Here is a 16,864-nt window from a genome sequence, read left to right on the forward strand (position 1 = left end):
GGTCCTTCGGAGGGGTTTCGGGGTAGTGCTTACGCGGCCAGCGTCGGGTCGGCCATCAGGCGCAACCGGCCCAGCGCCTCGCGCTCGATCTGGCGGACGCGCTCGGCAGAGATGCCGTGCACGGCGCCGATGTCGGCGAGCTTGGCCTGCCGGCCGTCGTGCAGCCCGTAGCGGCGCCGGATCACATCGGCCGACCGCGGGTCGAGCTGATCGACCAGGCTGAACAGTCCGGACCGGTCGGAGGCGTCGGCCACCAGCTGGTCGGGCCCGGGCGCGGTCTCGGCCGCGATCAGGTCGCCCAGCGAGGTCTCACCCTCGTCGTCGATCGGGTTGTCCAGGCTGATGTGGTCCCGGCCGATGCGGATGAGTTCCGTCACCCGCTCCTCGTCCAGGTCCAGCTCCGCCGCGATCTCTTCGACCTCCGGCTCACGCCCGAGCTTGCGCTCCAGCGTCCGCCGGGCCGACCCGATCTGGTTCAGCTGCTCCACCACGTGCACCGGCAGCCGGACCACTCGGGCCTGCTGCGCGATACCGCGGGTGATGGCCTGCCGCACCCACCAGGTCGCGTACGTCGAGAACTTGAATCCCTTCCGGTAGTCGAACTTCTCCACCGCGCGGATCAGTCCCGTGTTGCCTTCCTGGACCAGGTCCAGCAGCGGCATCTGGGAACGTCCGTACCGGCGAGCGATCGACACCACCAGCCGGAGGTTCGCGGTCACGAACCGCTGCTGGGCGCGCTGGCCTTCCTCCGCCAGCCACTCCAGCTCCTCCGCCGTGGCATATTTGGGCGCTCCGCCCTTCTTTCGTCCAACCCGCCCCTCGGCCAGCAGTTGCTCCGCGAGGAGACCTGCCTCGACCGTCTCAGCGAGCTCGACCTCTTCTTCAGCCGTCAGCAACGGCGTACGCGCGATCTCTTCAAGGTAGAGACCAACACTGTCCTTGCCGTCGATACCGTCGTCCGTGCTGCGAACGCGAGTCATGCGAGCCACCGAAACTCCCTTCGTCGTTACATGGAGAGCAACGCTCGAGTGAGGTTCAAGATTCCATGGCAGTGTGTAAACTCCCTGAACTTTCCCTGAGAGTTCCCGGCGCAGCTCACGCCGTATTCCGGTACCCATCCGCACCGCTGTCAGCGTGATCGGGTGGTCCTGCAGGGTTTTCCTCCGAACTCATCAGGTCTTGTCCAGCGGCTCGCCGCCGAAGAGCCTGAGAATCGGTGCAGAAAACCCCCGATCCAGCGCTCTTAATGTGTTGCACAACACACTGGATCGGGGAGATATTCCGGCACCTGCGCTCAGTTTCCGGCCAGTCCGAGGGTGTCCAGCTCCCAGGCGAGGCTGAACGCGACCTCGCGCCAGGCGTCGTACCGGCCGCTGCGCCCGCCGTGGCCGGCCTCCATCTCGGTCTTCAGCAGTACGTCGACGTTGCCCGACGCCGTGGACCGGAGTTTGGCCACCCACTTCGCCGGCTCGACGAAGAACACCCGGGTGTCGTTCAGCGAAGTGATCGCGAGGATGCGCGGGTACTGCTGCGCCGTGACGTTCTCGTACGGCGAGTAGGACTTCATGTAGGCGTACACATCCGCGTCCTCGAGCGGATTTCCCCATTCCTCCCACTCGATCACCGTCAGTGGCAAGGAGGGATCGAGAATGGTGGTCAGCGCATCCACGAACGGCACCTCGGCGACGATTCCGCCGAACGCCTGCGGGGCCAGGTTGGCCACCGCGCCCATCAGCAGGCCGCCGGCGCTGCCGCCCTGGGCGACGATCCGCTCGGGCCGCGTCCAGCCGGCCTCGACCAGGTGCTCGGCCGCCGCGATGAAGTCGGTGAAGGTATTGCGCTTGGTCAGTGTCTTGCCGTTGTCGTACCAGTGCCGGCCCAGCTCGCCACCACCACGGACGTGTGCGATCGCGAAGACGACACCGCGGTCGAGCATCGACAGTCGCGGGATCGAGAACCACGGGTCCATCGAGCTCTCGTACGACCCGTAGCCGTAGAGCACGACGGGCGCGTTGCCGTCCTTGGCGACGTCCTTGCGCGCGACCATCGACACCGGCACCTTCGTGCCGTCCGGCGCGGTCGCCCATTCGCGGTACTGCGTGTACGCGCTGAGGTCGACACCACCCAGCACGGGCTGCTGCTTGAGCAGTCGCCGCTCACCAGTCGCGATGTCCACGTCGTACGTCGTACCGGGTGTCACGAGGGAGGTGTAGCCGAAGCGGTACCGGGTGTCGTTCCACTCGTCGTTGCGGCCGGGGGAGACCGTGTAGATCGGCTCGTCGAACTCGAGCGCCTCGGGAGAACCGAAGCCGTCCTCGGTACGACGCATGATCGCGAGCTCGGTGAGGGCGTCGCGGCGGCGATACAGGATGACGTGATCGGCGAACGCGTCGGCGCCCAGCAGCCGGCTCGACTCGTCGCCCTCGATGATGGTCGTCCATTCACCGGGCGCGTCCAGCGAGGCGGTGGCCAGCGAGAAGTTCGCCGCATCGGCGTTGTGCGTGATCAGCAGCCGGTCGCCCGCGTGCTCGACGTCGTACTCGACGCCCTCGCGACGCGGAGCGACAACCTTCAGCTCGCCGGTCGGGTCGTTGGCGTCGAGCAGGTAGACCTCGCTCGTGAGCTTGCTGCCGAGCGCGACCATGATCGCCTGCTCGTTGCGGGTCAGGTCGACCCCGACCCAGAACCGCTCGTCCGGCTCCTCGAGCACCAGTACGTCGTCCGTCGTACCGAGCGTGTGCCGCCAGATCTGGAAGGGGCGCCAGGCGTCGTCGACCTTGGTGTAGAAGATCGTCGAGCCGTCCGCGGACCACGCCGAGCCGTAGTGCACCTCCGGCAGCTCGTCGGGCAGCAGCTCGCCGGTGCTCAGGTCCTTGATCCGCAGCGTGAACCGCTCGTCACCCTTGAGGTCGACGGAGTACGCCAGCAGGCGGCCGTCGGGGGAGATGTCGACGGTGCCGAGCGAGAAGAACTCCGAATCGCCTGCGACGACGTTGCCGTCGAGCAGCACCTCTTCACCGGCGATCTCGGCGTCCAGCGCCGGCGGCTCGTCGCCGTTGACCTTGACCCGGCAGTGGATCCCGTACTGACTGCCTTCGACCGTGCGCGCGTAGTACCAGTACTCGCCGCGCCGGGCCGGCACACTCAGGTCGGTCTGCAGCGTGCGGTCCGAGATCTCGGTGAAGATTGCCTCACGCAACGATTCGAGGTGGGCCGTGCGGGCCTCGGTGTACTCGTTCTCGGCCCGGAGGTACCCGAGTACCTCGTCGTCGGTCTTGTCCCGCAGCCACTCGTAGTCGTCGACGAACGTGTCGCCGTGGTGGACACGTTCGATCGGCTTGCGGGCGGCGACGGGAGGCTGTGGCGCTGTGTTCAACTCGGACATGCGGGCGAGACTACCCGCCCCGGTGGGCGGTGCGCTGCGGGTCAGACGCCGTACGTCGCGACGACCGGGGCGTGGTCGCTCCAGCGCTCGGCGTACGTCGGTGCGCGGTGGATCTCGCAGCCGGTGGCCAGCTCAGCCAGGCCGGGGGAGGCGATCTGGTAGTCGATGCGCCAGCCGGCGTCGTTGTCGAACGCCTTGCCGCGCCAGGACCACCAGGAGTACGGACCGGGTCCGTCGCCGCCGAAGCGGCGGCCGAGGTCGACCCAGCCGGCCTCGAACAAACGATCCATCCAAGCGCGTTCTTCCGGGAGGAACCCGCTCTTCTTGCGGTTCGCCTTCCAGGCCTTGAGGTCCTCTTCGCGGTGCGCGATGTTCAGGTCGCCGCACATCAGCACGTGCCGGCCGTCGGCGCGCAGCTCGGTCAGCCGGGCAGTGATCGCGTCCAGGAACGCGTACTTCTCCTCCTGCCGCGGAGGCGTCTCGAACTCGCCGGTGAAGACATACGTGCTCACTGCGGTCAGCGTCGACCCGTCATCCAGTACGACGTCCGCCTCGACCCAGCGCCCGGTGTCGGCGAACCGCTCCGGCCCGACGTCGATCCGCACATCCTTGATCGGCCGCCGACTCGCGACAGCCACCCCGGCCCGCCCCTTGTGACCGTCGATCGCCGGTTCCGCATGCGCGAGGTTCCAGTCGCTGCCGAGATGATCCCGCAGGACCTCATCGGTCGCCCGAACTTCCTGCATCAGCAACAGATCCGGATCGGTCTGCTCCAGCCAAGGCGCCATCCCGCGGCGATAAGCGGCCCTGATCCCGTTCACATTCACCGTAGCGACCGTCAGCACGCCCGAACCCTAACCCGAACCCACCTCCACCCATCCCCGCCACACCCCGCGGTCCATCACCCCGCTCCGGCCGCAACTGGTGGCGTGAGACAGGAAGTGGTGGCCGGAGACATGTGGCCAGGGGTCTCCGGCCACGGCAAGCTGTCTCCGCCCGCATCGGCGGGCCTCCGCGCCGCATCTGTTGGCTCCGGCCGCAACTGGTGGCGTGAGACAGGAAGTGGTGGCCGGGGACATGTGGCCAGGGGTCTCCGGCCACGGCAAGCTGTCTCCGCCCGCATCGGCGGGCCTCCGCGCCGCATCTGTTGGCTCCGGGCGCAACTGGTGGCGTGAGACAGGAAGTGGTGGCCGGGGACATGTGGCCAGGGGTCTCCGGCCACGACGAGCTGTCTCCGCCCGCATCGGCGGGCCTCCGCGCCGCATCTGTTGGCTCCGGCCGCAACTGGTGGCGTGAGACAGGAAGTGGTGGCGGGGTTAGGGGTGGGTGGTGGAGAGGATTGCTTCGAGGGAGTGTTCGCAGAGGTGTTCGAGGTTGGCGGGGGTGATGGTCGGGTCCTCGATCCACGTGAGGAGGGTCTGTTCGACGTAGCCCTGCCAGCCGATGAGGGCGAGCTCGACGACTGGGGTGATCTCCAGGCCGCTCTCGCGGACGGCGCCGATCACCCAGGTGCTGAAGACGCCGCGGAGGTCTTTGTGGAGTTTGCGGACCTCGGGGTCGCCGGCGGCTGACATCAGCAGGGTGGCGCGGTAGAGCTGTGGGGCTTCGAGGACTGCGCGGACGAAGGCGCGGATCCCGGCGCGGAGCTGTTCGGCGGGCGGCAGCGATTGGTCGGGGGCTGTGCGAAGGAGGATCTCGGCGGCGGCTTCCTCGATCACGGCGTACTGGAACTTCTTCTTCGAGCCGAAGTAGTGGAACAGCAGGGCGGGGGAGACCTTCGCCTCGGCGGCGACCAGCTCGACCGTGAGCTCGCGGTGCGGGTCGGCGAGCAGGACCCGGCGGGCGGCTTCGAGGATCTGGGCCCGCCGTTCGTCGGGGCGCAGCCGGGCGGATGAGGTCTGGGTCATAGCGGCCAGTCTATTGAGTATTGGGTCAATAAGCACTTACTGTTGAGTATCCACTCAACAGCTCGAGCCGGAGGAATCAGATGCGACCGCTGCCCGGACAGGTTGTCCTCATCACCGGAGCGTCCCGCGGGATCGGGGCCGCGGTGGCCCGGAGCCTGGCGAAGGACGGTGCCAAGCTCGCACTGATCGGTCTGGAGCCGGACGAGCTGAAGCAGGTCGCCGAGGACTGCGGTCCGGACGCGGGCTGGTGGGAGGCCGACGTCACGGACACAGAATCTCTCCGTACGGCGATCGAATCCGTGCACGCGCGCTACGGCCGCATCGACGTGGTGATGGCGAACGCGGGCATCGCAGCGCCCGGCTTCACCCGGAGCATGGACCCGGCGGTCTGGGAGCGCGTGCTCGACGTCGACCTGTACGGCGTTTGGCGCACGGTCCACCTGACCCTGCCGTACCTGTTGGAGAGCAAGGGCTACCTGCTGCTGGTGTCGTCGCTCGCGGCGGTCGTGCACATTCCGGGGCTGGCGTCGTACAACGTGGCGAAGGCCGGCGTGGAGGCGATGGGCGACACGCTGCGGCCCGAGCTGAAGCACCTCGGTGTGCGAGTGGGCGTGGCGCACATGACGTTCGTGGACACCGACATGGTGCGTGGCGTGGACGATCACCCGGTGTTCGGCAAGGTGCGGACGGGGATCCCGTTGGCGAGCAAGGTGTACCCGCTGGAGTTCGCGGTGCAGAAGTTCACCGACGGCATCAAGCGGCGCAAGCGGACTGTGCATGTGCCGGAGTGGATCGGCGTACTGAAGGTGTTCCGCTGGCTGATCCCGCACGTGATCGAGGCCGGCTCGCGGTTCAGCGTGCCGAAGGCTGACCGGGCAGCGCTGGCCGACATCCAGGCGCGCGGTGCGTCGGTATCGTCACGCGCTTCGGGTGCCGGCGGTCTCGCGGACACCGAGAAGGCCACCGGTCGATGAGTCGCCAGTACGACGTTGTCCTGCTCGGCGCGAGCGGGTTCACGGGAGCGCTCACCGCGGAGTACCTGGAGAAGAACGCGCCCGCCGAGCTGAAGTGGGCCGTAGCCGGGCGGAACCGCGCCAAGCTGGAGCCGTTCGGTCGCGATGTGCTGATCGCGGATGTGACCGACGCGGCGTCGTTGAAGGCGCTCGCGGAATCGACCAGGCTCGTGGTCACGACCGTCGGGCCTTACATCCAGTACGGCGAACTGCTGGTGGCCGCGTGTGCCGAAGCGGGAACGGACTATCTGGATCTGACCGGTGAGCCGGAGTTCGTGGACCGGATGTACGTGAAATACCACGAACGCGCTCTCCAGACCGGCGCTCGGATCATCCACGCGTGTGGGTTCGACTCGATCCCTTACGACCTCGGTGTGCAGTACACGGTTGAGCAGCTGCCGGAGCGCGTGCCGATCGCCGTCGACGGACTCTTGCGTGCAGGCGGGAAGCCGTCGGGCGGCACGTTCCACACAGCGATCACGGCGTTCTCGCGGCCGAAGCAGAACCTGGATGCGCACACCGCCCGGAAGAAGGCCGAGGTGCGGCCGGTCGGGAGACGCGCGAGAGCGGTTGCTGGGCGGATCCACCGGCAGCAGGGTTTCTGGGCGGTGCCGCTGCCGACGGTCGATCCGCAGATCGTCGGGTACTCGGGCCGGCTGCTGGACCGCTACGGTCCGGACTTCCGCTACTCGCACTACGCCGCCGTCAAACACCTGCCGATGGTTGCCGGAGGCATCGGTGGGGTCGCGTTGCTGGCGACGGCCGCGCAGATCCCGCCGGCCCGGAAGGCTTTGCTCAGCCGCTTGCAGCCCGGTGACGGGCCGAGTCCCGAGGTGCGGGCGAAGTCGTGGTTCAAGGTGCGCTTCGTCGGCCGCGGTGGCGGCAAGCAGGTGATCACCGAGGTCGCCGGTGGCGACCCCGGGTACGACGAGACCGCCAAGATGCTCGGGGAGAGCGCTCTCTGTCTCTCTCTGGACGATCTCCCGGAAACGGCCGGCCAGACCACCACCGCTGCGGCGATGGGTCCGGCACTGCGCGAGCGCCTGGTGAAAGCAGGGATGACCTTTGCCACCCTCAGCACAAGCGATTACTAGTACCGACGGAACGCGGATAGCGCTCTACGACTACGCAGCTGGCTCCGACCTGCCGGTGCTCGTGGCAGTGCACGGCTATCCCGACAACGCCCGCCTGTGGGAGCCCGTCGCCGCGGAGCTGGCGGGCCAGTTCCGTGTTGTCACGTACGACGTGCGCGGCGCGGGGGAGTCGGGCCAGCCGCGCGAGAAATCGGCGTACCACCTGGACCGGTTGGAGGACGACTTCCTCGCCGTACTGGATGCGGTGTCGCCCGATCGGCCGGTGCACCTGCTCGCGCACGACTGGGGTTCCATCCAGTCCTGGCACTTCGTCACGAGTGAGCGCTCTCTCGGCCGGATCTCGTCGTTCGTGTCGATCTCGGGACCGTCGCTCGATCACGCGGGCTTCTTCTTCCGCGAACGCCGGCCGGTCCGCGAATCCCTCGGCCAGCTCCTGCATTCCTGGTACATCTTCTACTTCCACCTGCCCTGGCTGCCGGAGAACGGCTGGCGGCGCGGCTGGGCGCATCGGATCTTCAGTCGCCTGGAGCAGTCGGCCGATGGGCTGCCCTCAGAAACGGGAGAGCGCTCCCTGGGCGACTACGTGAACGGCCTGAACCTCTACCGGGCAAACGTGATCCCGCGCCTGCTACACCCGGCAGAACGGCAGACCGACGTACCAGTTCTGGCTGTCTCGCCGGATGGCGACGCGTTCGTGACGACGCCGCTGCAGACCGACGTCGAACGCTGGGCCCCGAACCTCACGGTCCGGGTGGTCAGGGGCGGCCACTGGATGCCCCGGAATGATCCCGGACTTGTCGCGCGGTTGGTCCTCGAACACACCCGCGAGCTGGCACGCTGAAGGTATGAGGACGCTTCTCAACCTGATCTGGCTGGTACTCGCCGGCTTCTGGCTGTCGGTCGGCTACGCGATCGCCGGCATCATCTGCTGCGTGCTGATCGTGACGATCCCCTTCGGCATCGCCTCGTTCCGCATCGCCGGCTACACCCTGTGGCCCTTCGGCCGCACCATCGTCGACAAGCGCACCGCCGGCGCCGGCGCCCTGCTCGGCAACCTGATCTGGATCATCGTCGCCGGGTGGTGGCTGGCCCTCGGTCACCTGGTCACGGGAATCGCTCTCTGCGTCTCGATCATCGGCATCCCGCTCGGCATCGCGAACTTCAAACTGATCCCGATCTCGCTGCTCCCGCTCGGCAAAGACATCGTCCCCACCGACCGCCCCTTCGCCACCGCCCGGTGAGGTCGCTGACGGTCCTCGGCTCCTGTGGCGCCTGGCCCGAGCCGGGTCGTGCGTGTGCTGGGTTCCTGATCGAGTACGACGGTTTCCGCGTCGTACTCGATCTCGGCTACGCCGCCCTGCCGCAGCTTCTCGCACACCGCCCGCACGCCGAGGTCGACGCAGTCGTGGTCACTCATCAGCATCCGGACCACTGCGTCGACGTGAGCGCACTGGCGCGCGTTCGGCACTACGAAGCCCCGGATGCACCGCCGATCCCACTGCACTGTCCGCCCGGAGTGGTCGACGTACTGCGGGCGCTGGAGCCGAACCCAGACCCGGCAACGGTCTTCGCGGTGCACGACCTCGCGACCACGACGCGGCTAGGACCCTTCACCGTCGAGACAGTCGCTCTGCCGCACTACGTGACGAATCTCGGCATCCGCCTCACCGCACCGGGCGTCTCACTCGCCTACACCGGTGACAGCGGTCCGTCCGACGACCACGCCAAACTCGCGGACGGCACCGACCTGTTCATCGCCGACGCGACCCTGCAAGGCCCGTCACCCCAGACCGCCCCGCGCTACGTGATGACCGCGACCGAAGCCGGCCGGGCGGCCCGAGGTTCGCAGCGACTGCTGCTCACGCACTTCTGGCCTGGCTCCGACCGGTCGATCTCCGTCGCGGAGGCGCAGGCCGAGTTCGACGGTGAAGTGATCGCCGCCACCGAAGGCCTGACGCTCGCGCTGTGATGGTTGCTGTGGGCAACCTCAGCTGGCGGGTGCCTGCTTGACGAGTTTGCGGACGTTGGCGATGTCGCCGCAACCTGAGTTGATCAGGCGGGCGCGCTCGTCGGCGAAGGTGGTGCCGAGGGTGTGGCGGGTCTCGTCGGAGACGTCGGTGCGGGCCGGGTTGAGGACGTCGCGCTCTTCCTCGTCGAGGTGGTGGGTGAGCGCTTCGGAGAGCTCGTGGAGCTTCTTGCTGAAGTCGTCGCTCGCGGTGTCCTCGACCTCCATCAGGTCGAGCAGCGCCTCGTTGCCCTCGTCGTGCTCGTGCTCGGAGTGCTCGACCTCGTCGGCGTCGATGGCGTCCTTGCGGCGCAGCGCCGGGTAGACCTTGGACTCCTCGGCCTCTGCGTGCGCGATCAGCACCGTGGCCAGATCGGCGAGGACGGCGGCGCGGTGGCTCTGCACGTCACGCAGTTCGCGCAGCGCTTCTTCGAACCAGCGGTGATCGGCCAGAATGACCTCGACCACGTCTCCGCCGGTTGCCGGCAGGATCTTCGGCATCAGTACCTCCACAATCAGTTGGGCGCCCGGTACCCCGGTTACCCTGCCGCTATGCCTGCCGCACTGGTCCGCCGCCCGAGTCCCCGCCTGGCCGAGGGCCTGGTCACGCACATCGAACGAACGCCGGTCGACCCGGACCTCGCCGTACAGCAGTGGCGGCAGTACGTCGCTGCCCTGCGGCAACACGGGTGGACACCAGTCGAGGTGCCGCCGATCGACGACTGCCCGGACGGCGTCTTCGTCGAGGACACGATGGTCGTGTACGGCGACCTGGCGGTGATCGCGCGGTCCGGAGCCGGCTCACGGCGTCCGGAGGCCGCGGCGGCCGAGGAGGCGGTGCGTGAGCAGGGCTACCGCATCACGCACGTCACCGAACCCGGTACCTTCGACGGCGGCGACATCCTCAAGGTCGGCAGCACCGTGTACGTCGGCCTGGGCGGGCGCACGAATGCCGAAGGGATCCGGCAGCTCCAGACCGCACTGAGCCCGCTGGGTGCCGACGTCCGCGCGGTGCCGGTGGAGAAGGTGCTGCACCTCAAGTCGGCCGTGACCGCGCTGCCCGACGGCACGGTCATCGGCTACGAGCCACTCGTTGACGACTCCACCGCCTTCGATGCGTTCCGCGCCGTACCCGAGGAGGCCGGTGCGCACGTCGTACTGCTGGGGGAGGAGCGGCTACTGATGGCTGCGTCCGCGCCGAAGTCCGCGGCCATGTTCGCGGAGCTCGGCTATACGCCGGTCGTCGTCGACATCAGTGAGTTCGAGAAGCTCGAAGGGTGTGTCACCTGTCTGTCGGTGCGCCTTCGACGGTGAGCAGCTTCTGCGCGGCCTCGACGGCCGCCAGATCGCGCTTACGCCCACGCGCGGAGCCGACCGCGCACGCCTCGCCGAGCGCATCTCGATAGACCGCGGTGTCCGGGTGGTCAACGCCGAGTGCGGCCGTCGCAGCAATCACCGACGCACTCAAAGCCTCGAGGGCCGGCGCAATCTCACCGCCCGCAAGCAACGCACGCCCGAGCGCCGCCCGGTCCCGGATGAGCTGCGGGTCGTGCGCGGCCAGGTCGCTCGTGTCGACCGCGACGATGTCGGTCAGCAGACTCGCCTCCGACCGAGGGCCGCCGACCATCAGCCGAGCGCCGGTCGCGCCCTCGGTGGCGGAGCGAGTCAGCTCGTGGTGCGCACCGAACACCCGGTTCAGCTGCGGCGTCACCAACTCGAACCACGCGATCGCCCGCCCGTAGTTGGCAGTCGCGAGCATGCCTTGCGCGACGCGCAGCCGCACCCGCAGCGTGGCCGGATCGTCGATCGGCAGCACGCTCTCCCGCAGCGCGAGCGCCGCCTGGTAGAACGGCAGCGCCTGACCCGGCTCCTTGGCCTCCCAGAAAGACTCGGCCTGCCGGTACGACGGATCGCGCTCGAGCTCGGGATGATCGGCGATCGCCGACGCGGGCTCACCCGGTGCGGCGGCGACCCGGCCGAGGATCACCTTGCGCGCGACATACGTCCGGCGACCGGTCGGGATGATCCGGAACCGGCCCGCCTTCGCGAACGGGATCCACGCGAAGGTCGTGTAGAGCGTGCGGACCGAAGAGCCGCAGTTCTCACAGACGTCGCTGTGACCGTAGAACCGGTTGACGATGCAGGGCACGCCAGCAGGATCGTTGACCCGCCAAGCCACCGATGACGCCGTACAGCTGCCGCAGAACGGGTAAACCCCCCGCCGTTCTTCATTCATTTGGCCCATTGTGTCCATTTTCGGCGTCGGCGTCTCCCTCTGCCGCGGCGGGTGCCGGTTTTGTCAGCAGCGGATCGTCGATCGCGAAGGTCCGGACCGGACCGGGAGGCGTCTCCGCGGTCTCGAACCGCACGGTGACGCGGCCGCGTCCCGAGCCCCAGACCCAGCCCAGACCGTGCTCGGGATGTTGCACGTCCTGACCGGTGTAGTAGCCGCCCTGATCGCGCGACCGGCGGTCGGGAATCTCGATCACGTCGACGACCTCGGCCTCAGCTGCTTCCGCCGCCTCGGCCGCCTCGCTGTCGGTGAAGAGGTCGTCCTGGATCCAGTCGGCGAGCGATGAGACCCCGACTCCAAGCAATCGGATGCCGCCGGCCAGGTCGGTGTCGTCGAGCAGCCGCCGGGTCACGCGGGCAATCACCCGCGGATCGTCGGTCGGACCGGCCAGCGTCGACGAGCGTGTGTGCGTGGTGAAGTCGTGCATCCGCGACTTGAGCGTCACGGTTCGCCCGGACAGCTGCGCCTTCTGCAGCCGCTCGGCGACGCGGTGGGCCATCCGGTCGGCGATCGCGGTCAGCAGCGCGCGATCGATGATGTCGGTCTCGAACGTGTCCTCGACACTGACCGACTTCGTCTCGCGGTCGCTCACCACCGGCCGGTCGTCGGCCGCGATGGCGAGCCGATACAGGCTGGTGCCGTGCGCCGAACCGACCTGCCGGACGATCTCGTCCTCGTCGAGCTGCTGCAGGTCGCCGACGGTCCGGACGCCGGCCATGCTGAGCCGCTGCGCGGTCGCTGGGCCGACACCAGGAATCACCGTGACCTGCATCGGCGCCAGGAACGCAGCCTCGGTTCCTGCCGGTACGACGACCACGCCGTCGGGCTTGTCCAGATCGCTGGCGATCTTCGCGATCAGCTTCGACGTGCCGGCACCGACGGAGGCGGTCAGCCCGCCACTCGCCGTACGGATCGAGTCTTTGAGGTCTTCGGCGATCGCGCGCACATCGTCGTCCGTGAGCCCGGTGAGCCCGGCCGCGGCCAGATCGATGAACGCCTCGTCGAGCGACAGCGGCTCGACCAGTGGCGACAAGGCACGCATTTCGGCCATCACCGCCTGGCTGGTCTGCCGGTACTGGTCGAAGCGCGGCCAGAGGTACGCCGCGTGCGGGCAGCGCGACCGCGCTTCCGCGGTCGACATCGCGGAGCGAACGCCGTACTTGCGGGCCTCGTACGACGCGGTGGAGACGACTCCGCGGAGCCCGATGCCACCGACGACCACCGGCTTGCCGCGCAGCGAGGGTTTGTCGCGCTGCTCGACGGCCGCGAAGAACGCGTCCAGATCGACATGCAGCACCGACGGTTCCCCTCGCACTCGACCAGTCTCCCCGGTAGCACCGACAATTTCTGTCATGACCAGTTTTCCAGCACGGTGGGACGACGTATCCGATCATCAGGTCCATTGGTACGACGAGCGCACAGCGATCATCCGCCAGGCGCTGCACACGAACTTCGAGGGCCCGTTCCTCTATCTGCTCCTCGGCTCCGAGCGCGCCCTGCTCCTCGACACCGGAACGGGTCACGTACCGCTCCGGCCGCTGATCGACAGCCTTCTGAGCGGCCAGGAGCTGATCGTCGCGCACACGCACGCACACCTCGACCATGTCGGCGGTGACGAGGAGTTCGATCACGTGGTCGGCCGGACGCCGGAGGAGGTCGCGGCGTACTTCGGGATCACGTCCTGGCCGGACGGCGTCGTCCAGTTCGATCTCGGCGGCCGGGTGCTCGACATCGTGCCGATCCCTGGGCACCACGCCTCACACATCGCCGTGTACGACGCGGAGACCCGGCTGCTGTTCAGCGGCGACTCGTTGTATCCGGGCCGGCTGTACGTCTTCGACTGGGATGCGTTCCGCGCGAGCGTGTCGCGGCTGGCGGCGTTCGTTGCCGCGGGCAATCCGGTCGAGTGGGTGCTCGGAGCGCATATCGAGCTGACCACGCGGCCGGGGGAGGACTACGAGATGGGGGCGGACGTGCACCCCGATGAGCACGAGCTGCAGCTCGCTCCCGCCGTACTGACTGAATTGGCGTCCGTGCTGGGTCCGGAACCGGCCCGGATCGTGCGTGATCACTTCATCGTCTACCCGGTCTGACGTCCACCACGCGAGTGGAACCACCATGAACGGGCACCTTCAGGCACACTGAGGCGAGAGGCGAGGCAGGGGAGGCGCACATGGGTGAGGAAGTCGACCGGGTCGAGTTCACCCGGGCGGACCGGACGGCGTTCCGCGACCAGGTGCATCGCAACCTGGATGCATTCGCGCGGATGCTGCGCGAGGACAGATTCGCACCGGACCGGCCGATGACCGGGATCGAGATCGAGCTGAACCTGGTCGACGAGCACTGCGACCCGGCGTTCAAGAACTCCGAGGTGCTGAGCGCGATCGAGGACGACGCGTTCCAGACCGAGCTCGGTCAGTTCAACATCGAGATCAACGTGCCGCCCGGGCAGATCGACGGCATCGGGCTGGACACGATGGAAGCCAATATCCGCGACAGTCTGAACGCGGCCGAGGAGAAGGCGTCCCGGACCGGGTCGTCGATGGTGGTGGTCGGCATCCTGCCGACGCTGCTCACCGAGCACATCCACCGCGAGGCGCTCAGCACGAACCCGCGGTACGCATTGTTGAACGACCAGATCTTCGCCGCCCGCGGCGAGGACGTGCAGATCTCGATCGACGGCATCGAGCGGCTGCAGGTGACCGCCGACAGCATCGTGCCGGAGGCGGCCTGTACGTCGACACAGTTCCATCTGCAGGTCACTCCGGAGGCGTTCCCGCGGTACTGGAACGCTGCCCAGGCGATCTCCGGCGTGCAGCTCGCGATCGGCGCCAACTCACCGTTCCTGTTCGGCAAGGAGTTGTTGCGCGAGACCCGCATCGCGTTGTTCGAGCAGGCCGCCGACACGCGCACCCATGAGCTGAAGACGCAGGGCGTGCGGCCGCGGGTGTGGTTCGGTGAGCGATGGATCACTTCGATCTTCGACCTGTTCGAGGAGAACTCGCGCTACTACCCGGCCTTGTTGCCGGTCACGTCGGACGAGGATCCGATCGCCGTACTGGATCGTGGTGACACACCGGCCCTTTCGGAACTTCGCCTGCACAACGGAACTATTTATCGATGGAACCGTCCTGTGTACGACGTTGTCCGGGAGAAGCCGCATCTGCGCGTGGAGAATCGCGTGCTGCCCGCCGGTCCGACTGTGGTCGACACGATCGCCAACGGAGCCTTCTATTTCGGCCTGGTCCGCGCACTCGCCGACGACGAACGGCCGATCTGGTCGCAGATGTCCTTCAGCGCTGCTGAGGAAAACTTTCACGAGGCAGCCAAGAACGGTATCGAGGCCGAGGTCTTCTGGCCCGGAGTCGGTACGGCGCGCGCCACCGAACTGGTGCTCAGACGCCTGCTCCCACTCGCTTCCTCGGGCCTCGAGGCCTGGGGTGTCGACACTGCTGTGCGGGATCGCCTGCTGGGCATCATCGAACAGCGCTGCCTGACCAACCGGAACGGTGCGTCGTGGCAGGTCGAGGAGTTTCATCGACTGTATACAAAGGGATCGCACAGCCGGAAGGACGCGTTGCGGGGCATGCTGAGCCGCTATCGCGACCACATGCACGAGAACACGCCGGTGCACGAGTGGCCGGTGGACTGAACTGCTTCGTGAGCGTTCGGGGCGCTGGGGCGGGGAAGGTATCAAGCGAGACAACGGTGGACAACACGCTCGGGGGAGCGCGGAACCACGGTCAGTCGGGTGGAACCGGCGATCTTGCCCAGGGCAACTGGGTGGACGAGTTCGATAACGACCCGGCCTACAGGGGTGGCGCGTTGGGTGACAGCCCTGCAAAGGTGTGGCAACCGGAAGGTTAGAGCGTCCCGCCGCGGGTAGTACTCGGGCACCGGCGTCAGCCGTCTTCGCAGACGGCGCGGCGGTGATGGAGTAGTACCCGCTGACGATCAGCCGACCGCGACACCAGTTGGTGTGAATGCAGCGGATGCCGACCACGGCGCGGAGCAGTATCGTTCGGAACGGGTCGACATTGATACCCGGAGGTGAGGCAGGGCGATGACGACCATCGTCGTGGGATATGTGCCGAAGGCCGAGGGCCGAGCCGCCCTCAGGCGAGCGGCCGAAGAGGCGACGCTGCGCGACGCCAAACTGGTGGTGGTGAACTCGCACCGCGGTGGACGGAGCTTCGACAGTGATGAGGCCGCGGCGAGCGACGCCGCGTTGACGGAGGTTCGGGAGCAGCTCGACTCGACCGGTGTGCCGTACGAGGTGCGGCAGCTGGTGCGTGGACTCGATCCGGCGGAGGACCTGGTGGCCGTCGCCGAGCAGGTGCACGCAGAGATGATCGTGATCGGGCTGCGGCGCCGGTCGCCGGTCGGCAAGCTCATCCTCGGCAGCAATGCCCAGCGGGTGCTGCTGGACGCTCCGTGTCCGGTGCTGGCCGTCAAGGCCGAGCCTGAGTTGTCTGAAGGGGAGGAGGACTGAGGTGACTTCGACACGCAGCAAGAAGCTGTGCCTCGCACAGCAGCCCGACGCCGACGAGATGCTGAGCAGAGACCCGTTCGCACTGCTGGTGGGGATGTTGCTGGATCAGCAGATCCCGATGGAGCGTGCGTTCGCCGGACCGGTGGCGATCGCCAAGCGGATGGCCGGCCCGTTCGACCCGACCACGGTCGCGCACTACGATCCCGACGCGTTCGTCGAGATCGTCGCCGGTCCGCCGGCGGTGCACCGGTTCCCGACCGCGATGGCGGCCCGGATCCAGACCCTGGCCAAGCACCTCGACGAGGAGTACGGCGGGAACGCCTCAGGGCTGTGGTCCGACGTGAAGTCCGGGGACGACCTGCTGGCCAGGCTGTCGGCGCTGCCGGGGTTCGGCGCGCAGAAGGCGAAGATCTTCGTCGCGCTGCTCGGCAAGCAGCTGAAGGTCCGGCCGCGCGGCTGGCGTGAGGCCTCCGAGCCGTACGGCGAGGACGGCGCGTACAAGTCGGTCGCGGACGTGATCGACGTGGCCTCCCTGGTGAAGGTGCGTCAGTTCAAGCAGGAGGAGCAGGTCGGCCGGCAGCGGGTGGTCGCCCGTCCACTGCGGCAGACGAGGAACGGTTAGCACGCCACTACCCGACGTACAGGATCAGGCCTCCATCGGAGCGGGAAGACCGC

Annotated in this window: 17 protein-coding genes; 10 read left to right on the top strand and 7 right to left on the bottom strand. The window is 67.8% G+C overall.

Going from position 1 to position 16,864, the window contains the following annotated elements; translation table 11 throughout:
• Positions 1 to 29 precede the first annotated feature (29 nt).
• The 4 genes from ACFVWG_RS18850 to ACFVWG_RS18865 all read right to left on the bottom strand — a co-directional run bounded on the left by ACFVWG_RS18850 (position 30) and on the right by ACFVWG_RS18865 (position 5,292).
• Positions 30 to 989 carry an RNA polymerase sigma factor RpoD/SigA gene (locus ACFVWG_RS18850; RefSeq protein ID WP_391544583.1) on the bottom strand — a complete coding sequence of 320 codons (960 nt, stop codon included), beginning with the start codon at positions 987 to 989 and terminating at the stop codon, positions 30 to 32.
• Between the two features lie 305 nt (positions 990 to 1,294).
• Positions 1,295 to 3,385: a S9 family peptidase gene (locus ACFVWG_RS18855; RefSeq protein ID WP_391544584.1), complete on the bottom strand. Its 2,091-nt coding sequence runs from the start codon at positions 3,383 to 3,385 to the stop codon at positions 1,295 to 1,297.
• Positions 3,386 to 3,426: 41 nt separating this feature from the next.
• On the bottom strand, positions 3,427 to 4,230 hold the full coding sequence (xth, locus tag ACFVWG_RS18860; RefSeq protein WP_391544585.1) for an exodeoxyribonuclease III: 804 nt from the start codon (positions 4,228 to 4,230) through the stop codon (positions 3,427 to 3,429).
• A gap of 471 nt (positions 4,231 to 4,701) precedes the next feature.
• Positions 4,702 to 5,292, bottom strand: coding sequence for a TetR/AcrR family transcriptional regulator (locus tag ACFVWG_RS18865; protein WP_391544586.1), 591 nt, complete (start codon positions 5,290 to 5,292; stop codon positions 4,702 to 4,704).
• 80 nt (positions 5,293 to 5,372) lie between these two features.
• Between ACFVWG_RS18865 and ACFVWG_RS18870 the strand changes: the two genes are divergently transcribed.
• From ACFVWG_RS18870 to ACFVWG_RS18890, 5 genes are read left to right on the top strand one after another with little or no spacing between them, the layout of a single operon-like run.
• Entirely contained in the window at positions 5,373 to 6,266 is an 894-nt protein-coding gene (locus ACFVWG_RS18870; RefSeq protein ID WP_391544587.1) for an SDR family oxidoreductase, read from the top strand.
• Positions 6,263 to 7,399 carry a saccharopine dehydrogenase family protein gene (locus tag ACFVWG_RS18875; protein WP_391544588.1) on the top strand — a complete coding sequence of 379 codons (1,137 nt, stop codon included), beginning with the start codon at positions 6,263 to 6,265 and terminating at the stop codon, positions 7,397 to 7,399. The genes ACFVWG_RS18870 and ACFVWG_RS18875 overlap by 4 nt, the downstream gene beginning before the upstream one ends.
• A complete protein-coding gene (locus tag ACFVWG_RS18880) occupies positions 7,371 to 8,240 on the top strand; it encodes an alpha/beta fold hydrolase (protein WP_391544589.1) in 870 nt (289 codons plus the stop codon). Before ACFVWG_RS18875 ends, ACFVWG_RS18880 begins: the two co-directional genes overlap by 29 nt.
• A 4-nt stretch (positions 8,241 to 8,244) precedes the next feature.
• Positions 8,245 to 8,640: a YccF domain-containing protein gene (locus ACFVWG_RS18885; RefSeq protein WP_391544590.1), complete on the top strand. Its 396-nt coding sequence runs from the start codon at positions 8,245 to 8,247 to the stop codon at positions 8,638 to 8,640.
• On the top strand, positions 8,637 to 9,368 hold the full coding sequence (locus ACFVWG_RS18890) for an MBL fold metallo-hydrolase (RefSeq protein WP_391544591.1): 732 nt from the start codon (positions 8,637 to 8,639) through the stop codon (positions 9,366 to 9,368). Before ACFVWG_RS18885 ends, ACFVWG_RS18890 begins: the two co-directional genes overlap by 4 nt.
• Before the next feature lie 18 nt (positions 9,369 to 9,386).
• Here the strand turns inward: ACFVWG_RS18890 and ACFVWG_RS18895 are convergent, their stop codons facing one another.
• Positions 9,387 to 9,905 carry a hemerythrin domain-containing protein gene (locus ACFVWG_RS18895; protein ID WP_391544592.1) on the bottom strand — a complete coding sequence of 173 codons (519 nt, stop codon included), beginning with the start codon at positions 9,903 to 9,905 and terminating at the stop codon, positions 9,387 to 9,389.
• Positions 9,906 to 9,956: 51 nt separating this feature from the next.
• Here ACFVWG_RS18895 and ddaH point away from each other — a divergent pair, with 51 nt between their 5' ends.
• Positions 9,957 to 10,718, top strand: a complete 762-nt coding sequence (gene ddaH / locus ACFVWG_RS18900; RefSeq protein ID WP_391544593.1) for a dimethylargininase — start codon at positions 9,957 to 9,959, stop codon at positions 10,716 to 10,718.
• Here the strand turns inward: ddaH and ACFVWG_RS18905 are convergent.
• Both ACFVWG_RS18905 and ACFVWG_RS18910 read right to left on the bottom strand, forming a co-directional pair.
• On the bottom strand, positions 10,687 to 11,640 hold the full coding sequence (locus tag ACFVWG_RS18905; RefSeq protein WP_391544594.1) for a tetratricopeptide repeat protein: 954 nt from the start codon (positions 11,638 to 11,640) through the stop codon (positions 10,687 to 10,689). The two genes, ddaH and ACFVWG_RS18905, sit on opposite strands and share 32 nt — an antisense overlap.
• Positions 11,633 to 13,012 (bottom strand): DNA polymerase IV, encoded by a 1,380-nt coding sequence (locus ACFVWG_RS18910; RefSeq protein WP_391544595.1) that lies wholly within the window; start codon positions 13,010 to 13,012, stop codon positions 11,633 to 11,635. The genes ACFVWG_RS18905 and ACFVWG_RS18910 overlap by 8 nt, the downstream gene beginning before the upstream one ends.
• A 37-nt stretch (positions 13,013 to 13,049) precedes the next feature.
• Here ACFVWG_RS18910 and ACFVWG_RS18915 point away from each other — a divergent pair, with 37 nt between their 5' ends.
• From ACFVWG_RS18915 to ACFVWG_RS18930, 4 genes are all read left to right on the top strand, one after another.
• Positions 13,050 to 13,790 carry an MBL fold metallo-hydrolase gene (locus ACFVWG_RS18915; protein WP_391544596.1) on the top strand — a complete coding sequence of 247 codons (741 nt, stop codon included), beginning with the start codon at positions 13,050 to 13,052 and terminating at the stop codon, positions 13,788 to 13,790.
• A gap of 80 nt (positions 13,791 to 13,870) precedes the next feature.
• Positions 13,871 to 15,349: a glutamate--cysteine ligase gene (locus ACFVWG_RS18920; protein ID WP_391544597.1), complete on the top strand. Its 1,479-nt coding sequence runs from the start codon at positions 13,871 to 13,873 to the stop codon at positions 15,347 to 15,349.
• A gap of 411 nt (positions 15,350 to 15,760) precedes the next feature.
• A complete protein-coding gene (locus ACFVWG_RS18925; RefSeq protein WP_391544598.1) occupies positions 15,761 to 16,189 on the top strand; it encodes a universal stress protein in 429 nt (142 codons plus the stop codon).
• A gap of 1 nt (position 16,190) precedes the next feature.
• Positions 16,191 to 16,811, top strand: coding sequence for an HhH-GPD-type base excision DNA repair protein (locus tag ACFVWG_RS18930; RefSeq protein WP_391544599.1), 621 nt, complete (start codon positions 16,191 to 16,193; stop codon positions 16,809 to 16,811).
• The last annotated feature ends 53 nt before the right edge of the window (positions 16,812 to 16,864 follow it).

The sequence above is a fragment of the Kribbella sp. NPDC058245 genome (genome assembly GCF_042882005.1).
Classification (GTDB): domain Bacteria; phylum Actinomycetota; class Actinomycetes; order Propionibacteriales; family Kribbellaceae; genus Kribbella.